Raw genomic sequence first — 21,017 nt, 5'->3', positions numbered from 1 at the left:
ACTGACGGAGTGTCCCGTGGTGTTGACACCGCGTTGTTCTGGTTCGGGAGCCATGCATGAGGCACGCACGACGACGGGTCGTCCGGCGAGTGGCACGTCTGGCGGCGGTCGGCGGACTCCTCCTGGGAGGCACGATGGTGACGCGGGCGGTGGCGAGTGAGCCGTCCGACGGCGCCGAACTGCCACGTACGTTGGCGCAGGCCGCGGGCGACACGGGTGCTGGGCTGGTGTCCCGGCTCGGTACGTCCCGTACGGCGGGCAGCTGGGTGGATGCCCAGGGCCGGTCGGTCGTCGCGGTCACCGACGAGGAGGCCGCCGCCGAGGTGAAGCGGGCGGGGGCCGAGGCCAAGATGGTGCGCTACAGCATGCGCGACCTCAAGTCGGCCACGTCGACGCTGGGTTCGACGCCCAAGGTGCCCGGCACGGCATGGGCAGTGGACTACCGGTCCAACGAGGTCGTGGTGCGCGCCGACCGCACCGTCTCCACCGCCGAGTGGAACGAGCTGAACGAGATCGCCGACGCCATCGGCGGCTCGGTGCGCATGGAGCGCACCGAGGGCACCTTCACGACCCGCATCAACGGGGCGCAGCCGATCCTGTCCACCGCGGGCCGCTGCTCCGCGGGCTTCAACGTGACCGACGGGCAGCGCGACTTCATCCTCACCGCCGGGCACTGCGGGCCCACCGGTTCCGTCTGGTTCTCCGACAACGGGGGCAGGGAGCAGGTGGGCAGGACGACCACGCAGAGCTTCCCCGGCGACGACTACTCGCTGGTGCAGTACGCGAACGGCCGCGCGGGCGACGGCGCCGACGTCGTCTCCATCGGCGAGGGGCGGGGCGTGCGGATCACGGGCCTGGGCGAGGCGTCCGTCGGGCAGAAGGTGTTCCGCAGCGGCAGTACGACCGGGCTCCAGGACGGTGAGGTGACGGCGGTCAACGCCACCGTCAACTACCCGGAGGGCACGGTCAGCGGCCTGATCGAGACGAACGTGTGCGCCGAAGCCGGTGACAGCGGCGGGCCGATGTTCTCCGAGGGGGTCGCCCTGGGCGTGACCTCGGGCGGCAGCGGCGACTGCACGTCGGGCGGTACGACGTTCTTCCAGCCGGTGACGAAGGCGCTGGGCGAGCTCGGTCTGAAGCTGCTGGTGGCCGCTCCGGCGGGCGGCGGGCAGGGCGCCTCGCCGTCGGCGGAGCCGTCCGCCGGTGCCGGTGGCACGCAGGGCGCGGCCGCTCCCGGCGATGCGTCGCCCGGGTCGTCGGCTCCGGTGGAGGGCATCGTGGACGCGTCGACGCTGCTGTCACGGCTCGCGAATCCCCGGAACATCGGCCCGGGTCTGCTGGTCATGGGCGGCAGCCTGATCGCGCTGGTGGCCACGCGGTACATCCGCGCGGAACAGGACCGCAAGGCATACCAGCGCTATTACTCGGCTACGTGGAGCTGACGAGGGGGGAATCCGGGCCGCCGATGACGCGCGGCGGCCTTCATCGGATCGGGATGCTCAGGCCGCCCTCGCCGGCTGCGGGGCCGCGGCGGCCCACTCCAGGACGAGCAACTGGTACTTCTCGCGCTGCTCGCCGCTCAGTGTCCCGCCCGACCGGCGCCACAGGGCCCGGATCTCCTCGTTGACCTCGTCAGCCGTCCGAGCGGAGGCGGGTTCAACAGTGGTGGACATGCTGTGAAGCATACGGCTCCAGAGGTGAAGGCCCCGTGAGTCATCACGAGCATTCCGGACATACCGGACCGTGTTGCTGATCACGTCATCTTTCAACCGCCCCTAGAACCAGCACCTGGATCGCCAGTACGGCGGCCCCGCGCGCCCAGTCGTGAAAGTCGGACACCTTGGTCTCCAGGTCGACGGGTGCGGCCAGCGGATGCCGGTTGGCCCTGATCGCCTCGTCGACGGTCTTCCCGGCGACGTCCATCAGGCCGACCCCCTCCCCTGCGAGCACGATCTTCTGCGGCATCGCGAAGTTGGAGATCTGGGCGACGATCGTGCCGAGGGCGCGCGCGGCCTCGTCGATGACGCGGGCGGGCATGGGTTCGCCGGCGGCCGCGAGGGCGAGGATCTCCTCGTACGTCCGGTCCTCACCCGTGGCGGCCCGCACCTGGTAGCGGATGTTGGGGATGGTGAGCAGCGAGACCGCGCTGCCGCGTGCGCCGTCGGGGGTGAGCGGCCCGTTGGGGTTGATGATCCAGTGGCGGCCGAAGCCGCGGTCCTCCTCGGCGTAGGGCACCCGCTTGCCGCCCAGGACGAGCCCGTAGCCGATGCCGGCCCCGATGGTGAGGACGACGAACCGGTCCAGTCCGCGGCCGGCGCCGAACCAGGTCTCGGCCTCGACGAGGGCGGCGACGTCGTTCTCGACGACGACCGGCAGCCCGGTGCGCTCCTCGACGAGCTCGGCCAGGGGCACGTCCCGCCACTGCAGGAACGGCGACTCCCCCACCATGGTCCGGTCCTGGACGAGCCCGCCGACACCGATGCCGATCCCGGCGAGCCGGGGGTGAGTGCGGGCCAGTTCCCCGGTCATCTCCCGCAGCAGGTCGGCGACCCCGGCGGGGTCATGGGTGGTGAGCGGGCGGTCGTGACGGGCGACGATCTCACTTCTGAGGGTGGTGACGACGCCGTAGACCATGTCTTCGGTGATCTTGAAGCCGATGAAGGAGCGGGACTCGGCGACGACATCGAGGGGCTGCGAGGGGCGCCCCTGGCGGACCTCGGGCAGGGCGGGCGTCTCGGGGGCCTCGATCAGCAGGCCGGACTCCAGCAGCGGCTTGGTAAGCCGGGTGAGGCTGCCCGCCGACAGGTCCAGCCGCCGGGCGAGTTCGGTGCGCGACAGCGGGCCGTGGACGAGCACCTCGATCGCCACCGAGCGCTCGCCCGGACTCAGCGGAAGCCAGCTGGCGGCTGCTGCGGTCATGAGGTCGCCCCCCAGAGATTCTTTTGCAGCGAAATCAACATGGCCAACTCTATGACGTTGCGCCGCCCTGGAAAAGATGTTCGCACGCCCCTTGACGCCAGGATTCTTCCGCCACAAAAGTAAGTGGCCGAGGACGAGCCGCAGACGAGGGAGTCTCCGATGACCATCGCCTCCAGCAGCCCACCGTCGCGTCTGCCACCGGGCGCCGCGGAGGGGGCACGGACCAGGCCGAGCACGAACCGGGCGAAAGCCGGTGAGAAACCAGGTGACGGACGACTCGCCGCGGTGTTCCTCGCCCCGGCCATGCTGGGTTTCCTGGTCTTCCTGCTCTGGCCCACCTTGCGCGGTATCTACCTGAGCTTCACCGACTTCAACCTGCTGACACCGGCGGAGTGGGTGGGCCTGGACAATTACGTCCGGATGGTCAACGACCCGATCTTCTGGAACTCGCTCTGGGTCACCGTCGAGTACGTGATCCTCAACATCGGCGTGCAGACGGTGGCGGCGCTCGCCATCGCCGTGCTGCTCCAGCGGCTGACGCAGTCGTCGGTGCTGCGCGGGATCGTGCTGGCGCCGTATCTGATGTCGAACGTCGTCGCGGGCATCGTCTGGCTCTGGATCCTGGACACCCAGCTCGGCATCGGCAACGAGATCATCGCGGGGCTCGGCGCCGATCGCATCCCGTTCCTGGCGGACGAGACCTGGGCGATCCCGACGATCGCCATGATCAACGTCTGGCGGCACGTCGGCTACACCGCGCTGCTGCTGTTCGCGGGGCTCATGGCCATCCCGAACGACATGTACGAGGCCGCGAAGGTGGACGGCGCGAGCGAGTGGCGGATGTTCTGGCGGATCACCATGCCGCTGCTGCGTCCGGTGCTGGCGGTCGTGCTGATCATGACGGTGATCGGTTCGTTCCAGGTGTTCGACACGGTCGCCGTGACGACCGACGGCGGACCGGCCAACGCCACCAACGTGCTCCAGCTCTACATCTACGACTCCGCCTTCGGCCGCTTCCAGTTCGGCTACGCCTCCGCGATGTCCGTAGCCCTGCTCGTCGTGCTGAGCGCGATCACCATCCTCCAGTACCGGCTCACCCGGGCCGGCCAGACCGACCTCGGCTGACGGAAGGGAGACGCCGACATGGCTGCCGTGGCAGAAACGACGACGACCGTACGGCCCGAACGGCGCAGGCCCTCCTTCGGGCGGGTCATGGCCTGGACGGTGATGGTCGCGATCGTGCTCATCACCCTGGTGCCGTTCTACTGGATCCTGCGCACCGCGCTCTCCTCCAACCCGGGGCTGAACGCCCAGCCGGCCGATCCGCTGCCGGTCGACCTGACCCTCGGCGGTTTCGAGCGGGCGCTCGGCCTGCAGTCCACCGAGGAGGCGGTCGCGCAGGGCGGCGCGGGCGGCGGGCTGAAGTTCTGGCGCTACCTGCTCAACTCGGTGCTGGTCTCGACGCTGATCACCACCTGCCAGATCTTCTTCTCCGCGATGGCCGCCTACGCCTTCGCCCGGCTGCGCTGGCGGGGCCGGGACACGGTCTTCGCCCTGTTCCTGGCCGGACTGATGGTGCCGACCATCTTCACGCTGCTGCCGAACTTCGTGCTCATCAAGGAACTCGGCCTGGTGGACAACCTGTTGGGCATCGCGCTGCCGACGATGTTCATGACGCCCTTCGCGGTGTTCTTCCTGCGCCAGTTCTTCATGAACGTCCCCAAGGAGGTCGAGGAGGCGGCACTCCTCGACGGTGCCGGCAAGGTGCGCATCTTCTTCCGGGTACTGCTGCCGATGGCGTCCACACCCGTCATGACCCTGGCCGTGCTGACGTACATCACCTCGTGGAACGACTACTTCTGGCCGCTGATGGTCTCCTACAGCGACAGTTCGCGCGTGCTGACCGTGGCGCTGGCCATGTTCCGGGCGCAGACCCCGCAGTCCGGCATCGACTGGTCGGGGCTCATGGCGGCGACGCTCATCGCGGCCCTGCCGATGCTCGTGCTGTTCGGCTTCTTCGCACGCCGCATCGTCAGCTCCATCAGCTTCACCGGGCTCAAGTGAGGGAATGGTCATGCGATTTCGATTCCGTACGGTCGGGGCGCTGGCCGGAGCCCTGGCGCTGTCCCTGACGGCCGGGTGCGCCCAGGACGGCGGCACCGGCTCGTCCGCGAAGACGGTGACGTACTGGCTGTGGGACGCCAACCAGCTGCCCGCCTACGAGGCCTGCGCCAAGGACTTCGAGAAGCAGAACCCGGGTCTGAACGTCCAGATCACCCAGATGGGCTGGGACGACTACTGGACCAAGCTCACCGCGAGCTTCATCGCGGGCACCCAGCCCGACGTCTTCACCGACCACATCCAGAAGTTCGGCCAGTTCGCCGACCTGCAGGTGCTGGAACCGCTCGACGACCTCGGCATCAAGGACTCCGACTACCAGCCGGGTCTGGCCGCCAACTGGATCGGCCAGGACGGCCACCGTTACGGCGCGCCGAAGGACTGGGACACCGTCGCCCTCTTCTACAACGAGGAAATGGCGAAGGACGCGGGCCTCACCAGCGAGCAGCTGGGCGACCTCTCCTGGAACCCGAAGGACGGCGGTTCCTTCGAGAAGGCCATCGCCCACCTCACGGTCGACAAGAACGGCAAGCGCGGCGACGAGCCCGGCTTCGACAAGAACAACGTCAAGGTGTACGGCCTGGCGTCCAAGGGCGGTGGCTACGCCGACGGCCAGACCCAGTGGAGCAGCTTCGCCGCCTCCGCGGGCTGGAACTACACCGACAAGAAGCGGTGGGGCACCGAGTACCAGTACGACGACAAGACCTTCCAGTCGGTCATCAAGTGGTACTTCGGCCTGGCGAAGAAGGGCTACATGGCACCGCTCTCCGACTACAACTCCCAGTCCAACGAGGGCAACGTCCAGGTGGCCGCGGGCAAGGCGGCGTCCTCGCTGGACGGGGCGTGGATGATCTCGACGTACACCGGCTTCAAGGGCATGAAGATCCGCACCGCCCTCACGCCCGAGGGTCCCACCGGCAAGCGCGCCACGATGATGAACGGCCTCGCCGACTCCATCACCAAGAACGCCCGCAACAAGGCTGGCGCCAAGAAGTGGGTGAAGTACCTGGCGTCGAACGAGTGCCAGACGACGGTGGGCCGTTCCGGCATCGTCTTCCCGGCCACGCCCGACGGCACGGACGCCGCGGTGGCGGCGTACGAGAAGAAGGGCATCGACGTCTCGGCGTTCACCGAACCGGTGGCCGACAAGAAGGACTTCGCCACCTTCTCCTACCCGATCACCGGCTATGCGGCGGACGTACAGGCGCTGATGGAGCCCGCGATGGAGGACATCTACGGCAACGGCAAGCCCGTGAGCAGCCTCGACAAGACCAACGACCAGATCAACCTGATCCTCTCCCAGTGAAGGGCACGCATTTCATGACGTTCTCCCTCGGCATCGTCGGCGCCGGCCAGTTCTCCGGCCAGTTCGCCACGCTGTTCCACGCCCACCCCGGTGTCGGCGACGTCTACGTCACCGATCTGCTGCCCGAGCGGGCCGAGCAGCTCGCCGCCGCGCAGGGACTGGCCGGGACCTTCCCCTCGTACGAAGCCATGCTCGAGTCGACGGCGGTCGACGCGGTCGCGATCTTCACCCAGCGCTGGACCCACGGCCCGCTGGTGCTCCAGGGCCTGAACGCCGGCAAGCATGTCTACTCCGCCGTCCCCATGGCGATCACCACGGAGGAGATAGCGGCCATCATCGACGCGGTCAAGGCGACCGGACTGACGTACATGATGGGTGAGACCAGCCAGTACAACCCGGCCACGGTCCACGCCCGCAACCAGATCGCCGAGGGCGCCTTCGGGCGGATCTTCTACGCCGAGGGCGACTACGTCCACGACATGGATCTGGGGTTCTACGAGGCGTACCAGTACAGCGGCGGCGAGAAGTGGAAGTCGACCGCGTCCTATCCCCCGCTGCTGTACCCGACGCACTCGGTGGGCGGGGTGCTGGGTGCCTGGCAGACGCATGCGGTGAGCGTGTCGGCGATCGGGGTGCGTGACGAGCGCGGGGACGGTGTCTTCGACCAGCAGGTCAGCCAGTTCGGCAACGACGTCTCCAACGCGACCGCGCTGTTCGAGGTGGCGGGCGGCGGTTCGTTCCGTACGAACGAGTTCCGGCGGGTCGGTTATCCGTCCCACATCCGGGAGTCGCGTTTCCGGTTCTTCGGGACGGACGCGAGCATGGAGCAGCTGGCGACGGTGGCCTTCTGGCAGGACAAGAAGGGCGTCAAGGACATCAGCGAGCTGCTGGAACCCAAGCCCACCCTGTCTCCTGACGACCCGTCACTGCAGCACATCGCGCCGGATCTGCGGGCCGCCTTCACCTCGGGTTCGGCTCCGGTGCACGACCGGTCCCGGCTGCCCCGGGAGTTCGACCATCTGCACAACGGCCATGAGGGCAGCCACCACTTCCTGGTCGACGACTTCGTGACCGCGGTCAACACGCGGAGCCTGCCGTCGGTGAACGCGTGGGTCGCCGCCCGCTACACCCTGCCGGGCATCGTCGCGCACGAGTCGGCGCGGCAGGGTGGGGTCAGGCTGGAGATCCCGGACTTCGGGGACGCGCCGGCTCAGTGACGCGTCCCGACGGGCCGGGCACCGTGCGTCAGGTGCCCGGCTTGCGGCCGTACACGAAGACGTCGTCGCCCTTCTTCAGCAGCGACCAGTACTTCTTGGCCACGGTCTTGGTCATGTTGACGCAGCCGCGCGAGCCGGGGGGGTTCCACATGCTGACGCCGGCGGAGTGGAAGGCCTGGCCGCCGTCGAAGAACTGGGCGTAGGGCATGGGGACGTCGTAGATGGTCGACCAGTGGTCGATGTTCCGCCAGTAGATCTTCTTCAGACCGGTCCGGGTCTCGTAGCCGTTGCGGCCGGTGCGGACCGGCACAGGACCGTAGACGAGCTTCTTGCCGTCCTGGATCCAGCTCAGCTGGAGGGAGAGGTTCACGCAGGCGATACGGCCCTTGTTCACCGGGCACTTGCCGGCCTTGTTGGGGTTGTTCCCGACGGCCTTCTGCTTGTTCATCAGGTCCATCACGCCCCAGGTGACCGGACCCGCGTAGCCGATGTTCGGCGTGATGCCGTGCTTGGTCTGGAAGCCCTGGATGGCCTTGCAGTCGGCGGCGGACTGCTTGCCGTCGACCGGGCGGCCGAGGAACTTCTCCACCTGCTTCTGATACGGGCCGGTCTGTGTGGTGCAGCTCGCGGCCTGCGCGGGCGTGGCGCCCAGCGCGATCGTGAGCGGTGCCACCAGTCCGGTGATCCCGAGTGCGACGGCTCCCCGTCTGCGTATGTCCCCCATGGCCTGGCCCTTCATACGAATGTGCGTGTCGTTTGCCACCAGCTAGACCGGCGTCGGGCGGATTCGGTTGTGGTGGGCCACGCACCGCGACGAAACGGTGACATTCCGCGTGAGGGGGATTCGGGGCCAGTCATCCCGGATTGGACCGCGTCCTGCCGGCCGGCCCCGCCTACGCTGCCGTTCATGCAGCGCTCACTCGCCGAGGACCTCGCCCGGCTTCCCGAACTCCTGCAGTCCGTCCGCGACCTGGCCGCCCGGGAGCTCGCGGGGATGGCCGAGCGTCCGGTCGTACGCCTGGACAAGGCACCCGACCGCGCGCACCTCCCGGCCGACGGGGTCGGCGCCGAGGCGGCTCTTACGCGGTTCGCCGAGCGGTGGGCGCCGGGTATGTCCGGTTCGGCGGGCCCGCGCTATCTCGGGTTCGTGACGGGCGGGGCGACGCCGGCCGCGCTCGCCGGGGACTGGCTGACGAGCACGTACGACCAGAACGCGATCAATGCCGCCGACTCGTGGGCGACCGCTCTGGAACGGGAGACGGTGAGCTGGCTTCGCGAGCTGTTCGGGCTGAGCCAGGCGCACAGCGGCGCGTTCGTGACCGGTGCGACCGCGTCCAACCTGGTGGGGCTCGCCGTCGCGAGGGAATGGCTCGGCGAGCGCGCCGGTGTCTCCGTGGCCCGGGACGGCATCGGGGCGCTCGGCCCGGTCGAGGTGCTGTCCGGCAGCGCGCACTCCACCGTCCTCAAGGCGCTGTCCGTCCTCGGCATCGGCCGGGACCGGCTGCGTCCGGTGCCGCTCCTGCCCGGCAACCGCGAGGCCGTGGACGTCGACCGGCTCGCCGACGCCCTCGAAGCACTGGACGGCCGTCCAGCCATCGTGGTGGCCAACGCGGGGACCGTGAACACCGTCGACTTCGACGACCTGCGGGCCGTCGCCGCGCTCAAGGAGCGGTACGACTTCTGGCTCCACGTCGATGCCGCGTTCGGCGGTTTCGCTGCCCTCTCCCCCGCGTACGCCCATCTCGTCGACGGTCTCGACGTCGCGGACTCGGTCTGCGTCGACCTGCACAAGTGGCTCAACGTGCCCTACGACGCGGCCGTCCAGTTCACCCGCCGCCAGGACCTCCAGGTCAGGGTCTTCCACAACGCGTCCCCGTACATCGGACTGCCCACCGAAGACCCCGACTTCCTCCATCTCACCCCGGAGAGCTCACGCCGACTGCGCGCCCTGCCTGCGTGGTTCTCCCTGATGGCATACGGCCGTGAGGGGCACCGCGAGATCGTCGAGCGCACCGTCGCACTCGCCCGCGACCTCGGTGACCGCCTCACCGAGCTGGACGGCCTCCAACTCCTCGCACCCGTCCGCCTCAACGTCGTCTGCTTCACCCTGACCGACGAGCCGACCCGCGAGCGGGTGGACGCGCTGGCGCAGGCGGTGGCCGAGTCGGGCGAGGCGTACCTGACGCCGACCGTGTACAGGGGCACTCCCGGCCTGCGGGCCGCGTTCTCCAACTGGCGTACATCCGAGGCGGATGTGGACAGGATCGTGGGCGCGATCAGCTCGGCGGTCCGGTAGCGCCCCGAAGGGGCGCGGGGCTGTATCGATATGCGGCTCCGCCGCGTGGGCGCGACCAGCCACGACGGCGCCGCAGACGACACACGTCTCCGGGTCACCGAATCACCGTGCGGAACCCGGTGTTGACAGCCGTGATGCCCCCGTCGACGGCCAGCGTCGTGCCGGTGATCCACGCCGCGTCGCGGGAGGCGAGGAAGGCGACGGCCGCTGCGATGTCCTCCGGTTCACCGACGCGGCCCAACGGATACAGCGGCCGCAACGCGTCGAGTTCGTCGTCCCGGCCCTCCCAGGCGGACGTACGCACCGTGCCCGGCATCACCAGGTTGACGCGGACTCCGCGCGGGGCGGCGTGCCCGGCGAGCGTGCGGGTCAGGGAGGCGAGGCCCGCCTTGGCGGCGCTGTAGGCCTGGTTGCCGAAGTCGTAGGCGCCGTTGACCGAGCCGATGCTGACGATCGCGCCGCGCCCGGAGGCGGCCAGGTGAGGCAGGGCGGCGCGGCAGCAGCGGTAGGCGCCGGTCAGGGTGATGTCGATGTCGCGGTCCCACGCCTCGTCCGGGCCGTCCTCGAAGAGGGGGGTGTCGGCGGTGCAGCAGGCCGCGCTGTTGACCAGGACATCGAGGGACCCGAAGGACTCGACGGCGTGCGCGACGGCCGCCTCGACCGAGGCCCGGTCCGCGACATCGCACACCAACGCCTCGGCGGCCAGGCCCACTTCACGCAGCGCCGACGCCGTCTTGTCCGCCTCCGGCCCGTCCCTGTCGGTGACGAGGACGCGGGCGCCCTCCTCGGCGAGCCTCCGGGCGACGGCCGCGCCGATACCGCGGGCCGCGCCGGTGACGAGGACTCCGTAGCCCTGGAAGCGTGTCGTGTGCGTCATGAACCAGAACCTAGGCGCTCCGGTGGAGTCGCGCGGCTCATTTACCGCGTCCGGCGGTGAGCTAACCTGCCCGCATGCGTGGACAGTTCACCGGCTGGCCGGAGCAGGCCATGGACGTGTTGTGGCAGCTCCAGGGCGAACCGGCCCACGCGACCCGCGAGCGCTGCCGCGCGGACCGCGAGCGCCTGGTCCGGCAGCCGATGATCGCCCTGCTCAACGAGGTCGCGGACGCCGACCCCCGGTACGAGGACTTCTCCGTCTGGCACTACCGCACCGACTCCTGGTGGTGGCAGAACCAGGTCGCGGTGATCCGACTCGGCCGCAAGATCGAGATCGGTCTACGGTTCTCCCTGGACGGCCTGCGGATCCAGGGCGCCTGGTGGTACCCCGATCCCGGCCAGGTGGACACCTTCCGCAAGGCCGTGGCCTCCGAGAGGAGCGGCCGCGAACTGTCCGCCATCGTCGAGGACGTACGGAAGAAGGGCTACGACATCTCCGGGGACGTGATGAAACGCCCCCCGCGCGGCTACCCGACGGACCACGCCCGTACGGACCTGCTGCGCCACCGTTCGCTGATCGCCGCCCGTCCCCTCGGCTGCGGGGAGTGGCTGCACACCCCCGAGGCGGTCGACCGGGTCCTCTCGGCCGCCGCCGACCTGGACGCCCTGCTGATGTGGCTGGTCCGCCACGTGAAGCGTGCCGCCTGAAGGGGCGCAGCACCGTACCGAGCGGCGAGCAGCGCCTGATCTCACCGATAACCGGTCACGTCCGCCGGTTTCCCCGCGTCCTGCACCTCGACCAGATACCGCCACGCGTCCGGGCGGCTGCCGTCGAGGTCGGTGAAGCCGTAGACCTGGGCGAGGCCGCCGCTGGAGAGGGACTCGCCGTTGAAGCGGGCGACGTCGGGGTCGTCGGCTAGGGCGGCGACGGCGCGGCCGACGTAGCGCGGGGTCTCCGAGATGGCGAAGTGGGGCACGATCTCCAGGGCGTCGCGCCAGTTCTCCTCGCGTACCTCGTAGTGGTCGAGCATCATCTCCGAGCGCAGCCAGCCCGGGGTGAGGGCCACCGCGGTGGCGCCGCGCGGGCCGAGTTCGTGGCCGAGGGCGAAGGCCATGCGCAGGACGGACGACTTGGCGAGGTCGTAGAAGAAGCTGACGCGGTAGTTGTCGCGGTTGTACTCGGCGGTGCCGTCGGTCATCTCGACCACCAGGCCGCCGGGGTGACGCAGCAGCAGCGGCAGGGCGTGGTGGCTGGTGATCGCGTGTGTCTCGACGGCGAGTCGGAGCAGCCTGAGACCGTTGTCGAGGTCGTGCTCCCAGAGCGGGCTGTCCCACGCGAAGAGCTTCTCGCCGCCCCAGATGTCGTTGACCAGGATGTCGAGGCGGCCCTGCTCGTCGGCGACGCGGTCCACGAGGGTGCGGACCTGTGCCGGGTCGAGGTGGTCGGTGGGTACGGCGATGCCGTGGCCGCCGGCCTCGGTGACCAGGTCGGCGGTGTCCTCGATGGTCTCCGGGCGGTCGTACTCCGAGCGCTTTTCGCGGGTGGTGCGGCCGGTGACGTAGACGGTCGCGCCGGCCGCCCCGAGTTCCACGGCGGTGCCGCGTCCGGCTCCCCGTGACGCCCCGGCGACCAGCGCGACCTTGCCCTGCAGTGGCTGTGACATGTCCTGCCTCCCGTGTGACCGTCTCTGATACGAGGGTGACGGGTAAGCCGGACATCTTCTGTCGTGTTTTTCAGGCTCTCATCCGGCCGGGTTGTCAGGCGCTCAGCCAGTCGGGCGCAGCCGCTCGTCCAGATCGTCGTAGCCGGGCAGGAACCAGAGCTGGTGGCCCTGATTGCTCTCGTACACGAAGTCCCGCAGGGCCTGGCTGTCGGCGACGTGCTGCGAGATGTCCCCGACGACGGCCAGGCGCAGCCGGTACTGGGCGAACTTCTGCACGATCGCGCCCGCGATTCCCGAGCGCAGCTGGAAGAACTCGTCCGCCACTCGCTCCGCGGGCACCGCGACCAGTTCCGCCTCGCGCCACCCGGCGTCGCCGATGAGGTCCAGTGCCGCGCGCTCGCCGTCGAGCGGTGGGCCGTCGGGGGCGCAGCGCAGGAGGGTGACGCCGTGCAGGGTCACGATCTCGTCGGCAGGCGGCAGGACGTCGGCGTCAGTGGCCACGGGTGATCCATTCCTCCAGGTGGGGAGACTCTGCCCCGATGGTCGTCGAGTCGCCGTGTCCGGTGAGGACCTTCGTCTCCGGCGGCAGGGTGAGCAGGCGGTCCCGGATCGAGGTGACGATCGTCGGGAAGTGGGAGTAGGAGCGGCCGGTGGCACCCGGGCCGCCCTGGAAGAGGGTGTCGCCGGTGAAGACGGTGCCGAGGCCCCGGTCGTAGAGGCAGACCGCGCCGGGCGCGTGCCCGGGGGTGTGCAGCACGGTCAGGTCGGCGCCCGCGGCCTCGATCACCTGCCCGTCGGTGAGATGGGCGTCGGGGTCGCGGTCCGGGTGGGTGAGCTTCCACAGCGGCAGGTCGTCGGGGTGCAGCCAGATGGTGGCGCCGGTGCGGTCGGCGAGGGCGGGAGCGGCGTCGATGTGGTCGTTGTGGGCGTGGGTGCACACGATGGCGGTCAGCCGGCGGTCGCCGACGGCCTCGGCGATGGCGTCGGCGTCATGGGCGGCGTCGATGACGATGGCTTCGTGGTCGTCGCCGATGATCCACACGTTGTTGTCGACGTCCCAGGTGCCGCCGTCGAGGGTGAACTGCCCTGAAGTGACGAGGCGTTCGATGCGGGCGGCCATCAGAGCACCACCACCGAGCGCAGGACGTCGCCGTGGTGCATCCGCTCGAAGGCCTTCTCCACCTCGTCGAGTTGGATCGTCTCGGTCACGAACGCCTCCAGGTCCAGGCGGCCCTGCTGATGCAGGTCGATCAGCATGGGGAAGTCGCGGGAGGGCAGACAGTCGCCGTACCAGGAGGACTTGAGCGCGCCGCCCCGTCCGAAGACGTCCAGCAGGGGCAGTTCGAGCTTCATCTCGGGGGTGGGGACGCCGACGAGGACGACCGTGCCGGCGAGATCGCGGGCGTAGAAGGCCTGCTGGTACGTCTCCGGGCGGCCGACCGCCTCGATGACGACATCGGCGCCGAAACCGCCGGTCAGCTCGCGGATCGCCTCGACGGGGTCGGTCTCCTTGGAGTTGACCGTGTGGGTGGCGCCCATCGAGCGGGCCTTCTCCAGCTTCCGCTGGTCGATGTCCACCGCGATGATCTTCGCGGCGCCTGCCAGGTTCGCCCCGGCGATCGCCGCATCGCCGACGCCGCCGCAGCCGATGACCGCGACCGTGTCGCCGCGCCCGACGTTGCCGGTGTTGATGGCGGCGCCGATGCCCGCCATCACCCCGCAGCCGAGCAGCCCGGCCACGGCCGCCGAGACCGCCGGGTCGACCTTGGTGCACTGTCCGGCGGCGACGAGCGTCTTCTCGGCGAAGGCGCCGATGCCGAGGGCCGGGGACAGCTCCTGCCCGGTCGAGGCGAGGGTCATCTTCTGCTTGGCGTTGTGCGTGTCGAAGCAGTACCAGGGCCGGCCGCGCAGACAGGCCCGGCACTGGCCGCACACCGCACGCCAGTTGAGGATGACGAAGTCGCCGGGGGCGACGTCCGTGACGCCGTCGCCGACCGCCTCCACGACACCGGCGGCCTCGTGGCCCAGCAGGAAGGGGAACTCGTCGTTGATGCCGCCCTGCTTGTAGTGCAGGTCGGTGTGGCAGACCCCGCAGGCCTGGACCTGGACGACGGCCTCTCCCGGCCCCGGGTCGGGTACGAGGATCGTCTCCACCCTGACGGGCTCGTCCTTGCCCGGTGCGATCACGCCGCGTACTTCCTGCGCCATGGTGGGACCCCTTTCACCAACGATGTCCTGGCCAGTCGACACTACGTGCGACTGATCAGTAACGTCACCCGCCGGATCAAGTCACAGGTACCTCTACGCGAGCGACAGGAACAGCTTCTCCAGCCGGGCCTTCATCTGCGCCGGGCTCTCGCCGTCGCGCTCCCCCTGGGCCGGATCGGTCAGGCACTGCTGCAGGCCGGTCGCGATGATCGCGAATCCGGCCCGGTCGAGTGCGCGGGACGCCGCGGCGAGCTGGGTGACGACGTCCTCGCAGTCACGGCCCTCCTCGATCATCTTGATCACTCCGGAGATCTGTCCCTGCGCCCGCTTCAGCCGGTTCAGCACCGACTTGAGCTCGTCACCTTCGAACTGCAGCTCCACGATCACTCCCTCTGTATACCCTTAGGGGTATTTTACCTCGTAGCCTGAAGACTCCGCCCGACTCCCAAGGAGCGCCGTGAGCATCGCAGCGACGAAGAGCAGTACGCCCACGTGGCGGCTCCTTCTCGGTTACGTCAGACCCCACCGCTGGGCCCTGCTGGCGGGTGCCGTGCTCTCCCTCGTCACCGGCGCCACCGGGCTGCTGCTGCCGCTGGTGGCACGGGAGTTGATCGACGACCTCTCGCACGACCGGACCATCACCGGCGCGCTCCTCGTCATGTCGGGTCTGGTGGTCGCCAACGCGGCGGTGGGCGCGCTGGGCGGGTATGTGCTGCGGCGCACGGCCGAGTCGGTGGTGCTCGGCGCGCGGCGCGCGCTGTCGTCGTATCTGCTGCGGCTGCGGATCGCGGCCGTGGACCGCAGCGAGCCGGGTGACCTGATGGCCCGGATCACCTCCGACACCACCTTGCTGCGTGAGGTCACCACCGACTCGCTGGTGGGCATCGGCACGGGCGGGCTCACGCTCGTCGCGACGATCGTGATGATGGGCCTGGTCGATCCGGTCCTGCTCGGCGTCACCGTGGCCGTGATCTTCGGCGCGGGCACGATCCTCGGCGTGATCGTGCCGCGCATCAACCGGGCGAGCAAGCAGGCGCAGGACGCGGTCGGCGTGATGGGCGCCTCGCTGGAGCGAATCCTGGGCGCGCTGCGCACGGTGAAGGCGTCCGGCGCGGAGCACCGCGAGGAGCAGACGCTGCACTCGGCGGCCGAGGAGTCCTGGCGGCAGAGCGTGCGGGCCGCCAAGTGGTCGGCGGCGGCGGGCAATACGGCCGGTCTCGCGATGCAGATCGCGTTCATCACCGTCCTCGCGGTGGGCGGGGCACGGGTCGCGACCGGCGCGGTCGACGTCGGCACCCTGGTGGCGTTCCTGCTGTACGTCTTCTATCTGATGTCGCCGATCCAGCAGGTCGTCGGCGCGATCACCCAGTACCAGACGGGCGCCGCGGCCCTCGCCCGTATCCAGGAGGCGCTGGCGCTGCCCGCCGAGCCGGCCGCCCTGCCCGCCCCGCTGCCCTCGCCCGGCGCACAGCCGGCCGCGCTCGCCTTCACCGACGTCCGTTTCCGGTACGCCGACGACCTGCCGTACGTCCACCACGGAGTGACGTTCGAGGTGCCCGCGCAGGGCATGACGGCGTTCGTCGGCCCGTCCGGCGCCGGCAAGACCACCGTCTTCTCGCTCATCGAGCGGTTCTACGACCCCGAGTCCGGCGTGATCACCGTCGACGGCCGGGATCTGGCGGACTGGGAGCTGGCCCAGCTGCGGTCCGCGATCGGCTACGTCGAGCAGGACGCGCCGGTGCTGTCGGGCTCGCTGCGGGAGAACCTGCTGCTGGGGAACCCGGACGCGGACGACGCGGCCCTGGCGCGGGTGCTGAAGACGACCCGGCTGGACGGCATGGTGGACAGGCTGCCGGGCGGTCTGGAGACGCTCGTCGGGCATCGCGGCACCAAGCTGTCCGGCGGTGAACGTCAACGGGTCGCCATCGCCCGTGCCCTGCTGCGCCGCCCCCGGCTGCTGCTCCTGGACGAGGCCACGTCGCAGCTGGACGCGGTGAACGAGGCGGCGCTGCGGGACACCGTCGCCGATGTCGCCCGTACGACGACCGTGCTCGTGGTCGCCCACCGGCTGTCGACGGTGACGATGGCCGACCGGATCGTCGTCATGGACGCGGGCAAGGTACGCGCGGTGGGCACGCACCGCGAACTCGTGGCCGCCGACCCGCTGTACGCGGAGCTGGCGGCCACGCAGTTCCTGGCGACGGCCGGCTGACCGGGCCGGTCAGAAGGGGTAGTGGGCCTGCTGGGTGGCGATGGTCACCCAGCGGGTGTTGGAGAAGGCCTCGATGCCCCAGCGACCGCCGAACCGCCCGTATCCGGAGGCCTTGGCACCGCCGAACGGGGCGTGCGGTTCGTCGGCCACCGACTGGTCGTTGACGTGCACGATCCCGGTCCGGATCCGGCGGGCGACGGCCAGCCCGTGAGTGGCGTTCTCGGTGATGATGCCGCAGGTCAGGCCGTTCTCCGTGTCGTTGGCGAGAGTGACGGCGGTGGCGTCGTCGGCGAACGACTCGACCACGCACACCGGCCCGAACGCCTCGGCGTGGTACAGGTCGGCCTCCTTCGGCACCTCCGTGAGGACGGTCGCGGGGTGCACCGCCCCCTCCGGCTCCCCGCCGCCGACGAGGACCTTGGCCCCCTTGGCGACGGCGTCCCGCACCAGTCCGGCCACGCGCTGCGCGGACGACGCGGCCACCAGCGGGCCGACCACGGTGTGCGGGTCGCCCGGGTCACCGGACTGCAAGGAGGCGACCTTCGTGGTGAAGCGCTCGGTGAACTCCGCGGCGAGCGACTCGTGGACGAGGATGCGGTCACCGGACATGCAGATCTGGCCGGCGTTCATGAACACGCTGAAGACGGCCGCGTTGACGGCGTATTCCACGTCGGCGTCGTCGAGCACGATCACCGCGTTCTTGCCGCCCAACTCCAGGACGGCGGGCTTGAGATGGCGGGCCGCGTGCTCGCCGATGATCCGGCCCACGGGGGTCGAGCCGGTGAAGTTCACGCCTCGCACCCGCGGGTCGGCGACCAGCGCCTCGGCGACCTCGGCGGCGTCCTCACGGGCGTTGGTGACGACGTTCAGCACGCCGTCCGGGAGTCCCGCCTCGCGCAGCACGTCGGCGACCAGCAGCCCGCAGGCGATCGGCGCGTCCTCGCTCGGCTTGACCACCACGGTGTTGCCCGCCGCGAGCGGCGCCGCGACGGCCCGTACGCCGAGGATGACCGGCGCGTTCCATGGCGCGAACGCGGCGACCACGCCCAGCGGTTCACGCACCGCCAGCCCCAGCGCGCCCTGCGCCTGGGCGTTGAGCACCTCACCGCGCGGCGCGGTGACGGCGGCCGCCGCCTCGCGCAGCATGTTCGCCGCGAGGGCCACGTTGAAGTACGCCCAGGGGCGGGTGCCGCCGGCCTCGTTCGCCATCAGCTCGGCGACCTGATCGCCGCGGGCGTCCAGCAGGTCGGCCGCCTTCAGGAAGATCGCCCGGCGCGCGAAGGGCGCGAGCGCCGCCCACTCCTCGAACGCCGCGTCGGCGGCGTCCACGGCCCGGCGCACGTCCTCGGGTCCGGCCGCGGCGACCGTCGCGTACACCTCCCCCGTATACGGATTGACGTCCTCCGTGGTGCGGCCGGAGGCGGCGGGCACGTCCTTGCCGCCGATGAACAGTTCACGCGTGATGGGCATGGCGCCGACCTTTGTGTTCGCCGTGTGAAAGTTGATCCACTCTACCGCGCATGCTGCGAGCCGGGTGCGGCTATGTCAAGGGTCTCAGGCCGCGGCTGCGCTTGCCTGGCCAGGCGGGGCAGAGGAGCCTCGGAGGTGAGGGCTCGCATGGCCCGCTCCCCGTCGGGCCGCCGCCTTCGAAGGAGGTCGATGATGGGCACGTTCGACAGCAACACACTGCGCCAGGCCATAGAAGGACACTCCGAGCAGCCGCTCCTCTCGCTCTACGCGGACGACGCGGAGCTGCGGATCGTGGACCGCAACACCCAGCCCAGCCACCCCAAGGTCCTGCACGGCCGGGACGAGATCGCCGAGATGCTCGCCGACGTCTACAGCCGCGACATCAAGTCGCACAAGCTGGAGCGGTGCGTCGTCCAGGGCGACGACCTCGCGTTCAGCGAGTCCTGCGAGTACTCGGACGGCGTCCGGGTCCTCTCCGAGTCGATGGTGTCGCTGCGCGACGGCAAGATCGCCGAGCAGACCATGATCCAGGCCTGGGACGAGTAGCCGTCCGCCGCCCCGGCCATGACGGCCGGGGCGGTCGGAAGCGCCCCAAAGGGGCGCGGGGCTGTATCTATATGCGGCTCCGCCGCGTGGGCGCGACCAGCCACGACGGCGCCGCAGCGGAACGACGGCCCATCGCGGCACCTCCAGCGGAGCGCTTAGGTGAGCGTCCACTTCTGGTTGGCGCCCGTGCCGCAGGACCACAGCACCAGCGGGGTGCGGTTGGCCGTGCCCGCGTTGGATGCGTCGAGACACAGACCGGCGTGGACGTTGGTGATCGTCCCGTCGCCGTTGACGTTCCACTGCTGGTTCGCCTGGCCGTTGCAGTCCCAGATCACGACCTTGGTGCCGTTGGTCGTGCCCAGGTTGTAGGCGTCGAGGCACTTGTTGCCGTACACCACGAGTTCCTTGCGGGAGGTGTACGTCCAGGACTGGTTGCGGCCTCCGTTGCAGTCCCACAGCTCGGCCTGGATGCCGTTGGTGATGGTGTTGTCGTGGACGTCCAGGCAGCGGGACGACTGGGCGCCGACGACCTGGTTGCCGTTGGTGCCGGGCAGGGGGCGGACCGCGATGCCCTCGACGGCGGGGCCGCCGGTGAACGTGAGGGTGTTGGCGGAGCCCTTGGAGAGGGAGACCTGGACGGAGACGGTGCCCGCGGCGGATCCGGTCGGCGGGAAGGCGACCGTGGTGCTGGTCTGGCCGTTGACCTGGAGGGTCGCCGTGCGGGTCGCGGAGGTGTTGTTGGTGTAGGAGACGTCCACGACCTTCACGCCCGTGTTCGCCGCCGTCACGCCGTTGAAGCGTCCGGTGGAAGCGGGTGTGTACGTGCTGCCCGCCGCCTCCGTGCCGCCGGTGACCCTGAGCATCACCGAGCCGCCCGCCGGAACATTGGCCGTGTAGCCGGTGGCGTGCGACCCCACGTTCTGCCGCGCCCACAGGTCCCGGACGGTCGCGGAGGCGTTCGTCAGGCCGAGGTCGGCCCAGCGGACGGTGATGTTCTTCGCGGCCGAGGTGCGGTTGAGGAGGACGACGGCGCGGTTGCCGGTGCCGGACAGGACCTTGCCGTAGACCTGCGCTCCCGTGGTGTCCTCGGCGACCTCGACGCCCTGGAGGCCGCGCGGGTCCTGGTCCACGGCGATGACCTCGGGGTTCTTGAGGATGTTCGCGGTCTCGGCGGTCATCGTCGCGAGGTTGTTGCCGGCGAGGAGCGGGGCGCCGGAGATCGCCCAGAGGTTCATATGGGTGCGGTTCTGGGCGGCGGTGAAGCCGTCCATGCCGACCATCAGCATGTCGGGGTCGTTGTAGTAGCCGGTGTGCTGGGCGGTGGGGTGCAGGTTGGTGTCGTAGTTGGCGAGCAGGCTCGACATGGAGGGCTGGTTGCCCCAGTAGATGATGTCGGTGTTGGTCCGCCACATCGCGCCCTGGCCCGGGGCCCAGTTCCAGGGGTTCTGCTTGCCCCAGTTGCAGATCGAGAGGGTGAGCGGACGGCCCGTGGTCGCCGTGGCCTTGGCGATCGCGTCGCTGATGGCCTGGTACGTCGACTTCGCGTCGAGCCCTTCGGCGTCGCCGCCGCACCAGTCGACCTTGACGAAGTCGAAGCCCCACTTGGAGAACTGGAGCATGTCCTGCTCGTAGTGGCCCTCACTGCCCGAACCCGGCGCGGCGGGGCGGCCCGTCGGGAAGTAGTAGCCGCAGCCGTCCTTGCCCGCGTCGGTGTAGATGCCCGCCTTCAGGCCCTTGCTGTGGATGTAGTCGGCGATGGCCTTCATACCGCCCGGCCACTCGGCCTCGTCGACGGTGATGTTGCCGGCGCTGTCGCGGGTGCCCTGCCACCAGCCTTCGTCGATGTTGATGTACTTGTATCCGGCGGCCGGCAGACCGGCGGCGACGAACGCGTCGACCTGCTGCTTGATCACGTTGTAGTCGATCTTCGCGGCGAAGCTGTTCCAGGAGGCCCAGCCCATCGGGGGGGTGGGGACCGGTATCTGACGGGTCGCCACGGCGGCCGGGGCCGCTTTGAGCGGTGCGCTCGGGTTGGCGACGAGGAGTACGGCTGCCACGGCCGCCAGTAAGGCGACGGTGCGCAGGACGAGGGTGCGGAACATGCGGCTCCTTTGCCGACGGCCGAGATGGCCGAAATATCGAACGAGGATCGGTTATCCGAACAGTGCGGCGCGCGCTGAAAGTA

General features: G+C 69.9%; 20 protein-coding genes. 9 read left to right on the top strand and 11 right to left on the bottom strand.

Going from position 1 to position 21,017, the window contains the following annotated elements:
• The first annotated feature begins 56 nt into the window (after positions 1–56).
• Positions 57–1,442, top strand: a complete 1,386-nt coding sequence (locus KCH48_RS03185; RefSeq protein WP_210570169.1) for a S1 family peptidase — start codon at positions 57–59, stop codon at positions 1,440–1,442.
• Positions 1,443–1,499: 57 nt separating this feature from the next.
• Here the strand turns inward: KCH48_RS03185 and KCH48_RS03180 are convergent, their stop codons facing one another.
• Positions 1,500–1,685 carry a hypothetical protein gene (locus KCH48_RS03180; RefSeq protein WP_210570168.1) on the bottom strand — a complete coding sequence of 62 codons (186 nt, stop codon included), beginning with the start codon at positions 1,683–1,685 and terminating at the stop codon, positions 1,500–1,502.
• A gap of 73 nt (positions 1,686–1,758) precedes the next feature.
• A complete protein-coding gene (locus tag KCH48_RS03175; RefSeq protein ID WP_210570161.1) occupies positions 1,759–2,919 on the bottom strand; it encodes an ROK family transcriptional regulator in 1,161 nt (386 codons plus the stop codon).
• Positions 2,920–3,078: 159 nt separating this feature from the next.
• Here KCH48_RS03175 and KCH48_RS03170 point away from each other — a divergent pair, with 159 nt between their 5' ends.
• From KCH48_RS03170 to KCH48_RS03155, 4 genes are read left to right on the top strand one after another with little or no spacing between them, the layout of a single operon-like run.
• Positions 3,079–4,044 carry a carbohydrate ABC transporter permease gene (locus tag KCH48_RS03170; protein ID WP_210570159.1) on the top strand — a complete coding sequence of 322 codons (966 nt, stop codon included), beginning with the start codon at positions 3,079–3,081 and terminating at the stop codon, positions 4,042–4,044.
• An 18-nt stretch (positions 4,045–4,062) separates the two neighbouring features.
• Positions 4,063–4,983 carry a carbohydrate ABC transporter permease gene (locus tag KCH48_RS03165; protein WP_210570157.1) on the top strand — a complete coding sequence of 307 codons (921 nt, stop codon included), beginning with the start codon at positions 4,063–4,065 and terminating at the stop codon, positions 4,981–4,983.
• A gap of 10 nt (positions 4,984–4,993) precedes the next feature.
• Entirely contained in the window at positions 4,994–6,343 is a 1,350-nt protein-coding gene (locus KCH48_RS03160) for a sugar ABC transporter substrate-binding protein (RefSeq protein ID WP_210570155.1), read from the top strand.
• A 14-nt stretch (positions 6,344–6,357) separates the two neighbouring features.
• The gene (locus tag KCH48_RS03155; protein WP_210570903.1) at positions 6,358–7,560 is read left to right on the top strand and encodes a Gfo/Idh/MocA family protein; all 1,203 of its coding nucleotides are present in this window, start codon (positions 6,358–6,360) and stop codon (positions 7,558–7,560) included.
• Positions 7,561–7,588: 28 nt separating this feature from the next.
• Here KCH48_RS03155 and KCH48_RS03150 read toward each other — a convergent pair whose 3' ends face one another.
• Complete coding sequence (locus KCH48_RS03150; RefSeq protein WP_210570902.1) at positions 7,589–8,284, bottom strand: L,D-transpeptidase; 696 nt, start codon at positions 8,282–8,284, stop codon at positions 7,589–7,591.
• Positions 8,285–8,467: 183 nt separating this feature from the next.
• On the opposite strand from KCH48_RS03150, the gene KCH48_RS03145 reads away from it, so the two are divergent.
• Entirely contained in the window at positions 8,468–9,856 is a 1,389-nt protein-coding gene (locus KCH48_RS03145; protein WP_210570153.1) for a pyridoxal-dependent decarboxylase, read from the top strand.
• A gap of 94 nt (positions 9,857–9,950) precedes the next feature.
• On the opposite strand, the gene KCH48_RS03140 is transcribed toward KCH48_RS03145, so the two are convergent.
• A complete protein-coding gene (locus KCH48_RS03140; protein ID WP_210570152.1) occupies positions 9,951–10,733 on the bottom strand; it encodes an SDR family NAD(P)-dependent oxidoreductase in 783 nt (260 codons plus the stop codon).
• A gap of 74 nt (positions 10,734–10,807) precedes the next feature.
• On the opposite strand from KCH48_RS03140, the gene KCH48_RS03135 reads away from it, so the two are divergent.
• Positions 10,808–11,440 carry a DUF2461 family protein gene (locus KCH48_RS03135; RefSeq protein ID WP_246884695.1) on the top strand — a complete coding sequence of 211 codons (633 nt, stop codon included), beginning with the start codon at positions 10,808–10,810 and terminating at the stop codon, positions 11,438–11,440.
• Between the two features lie 41 nt (positions 11,441–11,481).
• On the opposite strand, the gene KCH48_RS03130 is transcribed toward KCH48_RS03135, so the two are convergent.
• From KCH48_RS03130 to KCH48_RS03110, 5 genes are all read right to left on the bottom strand, one after another.
• The gene (locus KCH48_RS03130) at positions 11,482–12,396 is read right to left on the bottom strand and encodes an SDR family oxidoreductase (RefSeq protein ID WP_210570151.1); all 915 of its coding nucleotides are present in this window, start codon (positions 12,394–12,396) and stop codon (positions 11,482–11,484) included.
• Between the two features lie 102 nt (positions 12,397–12,498).
• Complete coding sequence (locus tag KCH48_RS03125) at positions 12,499–12,897, bottom strand: DUF4180 domain-containing protein (protein WP_307840781.1); 399 nt, start codon at positions 12,895–12,897, stop codon at positions 12,499–12,501.
• Positions 12,887–13,516 carry an MBL fold metallo-hydrolase gene (locus tag KCH48_RS03120; protein WP_210570149.1) on the bottom strand — a complete coding sequence of 210 codons (630 nt, stop codon included), beginning with the start codon at positions 13,514–13,516 and terminating at the stop codon, positions 12,887–12,889. The genes KCH48_RS03125 and KCH48_RS03120 overlap by 11 nt, the downstream gene beginning before the upstream one ends.
• Positions 13,516–14,604: an S-(hydroxymethyl)mycothiol dehydrogenase gene (locus KCH48_RS03115; RefSeq protein ID WP_210570147.1), complete on the bottom strand. Its 1,089-nt coding sequence runs from the start codon at positions 14,602–14,604 to the stop codon at positions 13,516–13,518. Before KCH48_RS03115 ends, KCH48_RS03120 begins: the two co-directional genes overlap by 1 nt.
• A gap of 93 nt (positions 14,605–14,697) precedes the next feature.
• A complete protein-coding gene (locus KCH48_RS03110) occupies positions 14,698–14,985 on the bottom strand; it encodes a metal-sensitive transcriptional regulator (RefSeq protein ID WP_210570145.1) in 288 nt (95 codons plus the stop codon).
• A gap of 76 nt (positions 14,986–15,061) precedes the next feature.
• On the opposite strand from KCH48_RS03110, the gene KCH48_RS03105 reads away from it, so the two are divergent.
• Positions 15,062–16,816 carry an ABC transporter ATP-binding protein gene (locus KCH48_RS03105; protein WP_210570143.1) on the top strand — a complete coding sequence of 585 codons (1,755 nt, stop codon included), beginning with the start codon at positions 15,062–15,064 and terminating at the stop codon, positions 16,814–16,816.
• 9 nt (positions 16,817–16,825) lie between these two features.
• Here the strand turns inward: KCH48_RS03105 and KCH48_RS03100 are convergent, their stop codons facing one another.
• A complete protein-coding gene (locus KCH48_RS03100; RefSeq protein WP_210570141.1) occupies positions 16,826–18,286 on the bottom strand; it encodes an aldehyde dehydrogenase family protein in 1,461 nt (486 codons plus the stop codon).
• A 189-nt stretch (positions 18,287–18,475) separates the two neighbouring features.
• Between KCH48_RS03100 and KCH48_RS03095 the strand changes: the two genes are divergently transcribed.
• A complete protein-coding gene (locus KCH48_RS03095; protein WP_374104639.1) occupies positions 18,476–18,832 on the top strand; it encodes a nuclear transport factor 2 family protein in 357 nt (118 codons plus the stop codon).
• 155 nt (positions 18,833–18,987) lie between these two features.
• Here the strand turns inward: KCH48_RS03095 and KCH48_RS03090 are convergent, their stop codons facing one another.
• Positions 18,988–20,934, bottom strand: coding sequence for a ricin-type beta-trefoil lectin domain protein (locus KCH48_RS03090; protein ID WP_210570139.1), 1,947 nt, complete (start codon positions 20,932–20,934; stop codon positions 18,988–18,990).
• Between the last annotated feature and the right edge of the window lie 83 nt (positions 20,935–21,017).

Origin of the sequence: Streptomyces sp. GESEQ-4 (genome assembly GCF_017948455.1) — a bacterium.
Lineage (GTDB): Bacteria > Actinomycetota > Actinomycetes > Streptomycetales > Streptomycetaceae > Streptomyces.
The sequence above is the reverse complement of the archived record's forward strand: the minus strand, read 5'-3'. Positions and strand labels throughout refer to the sequence as shown.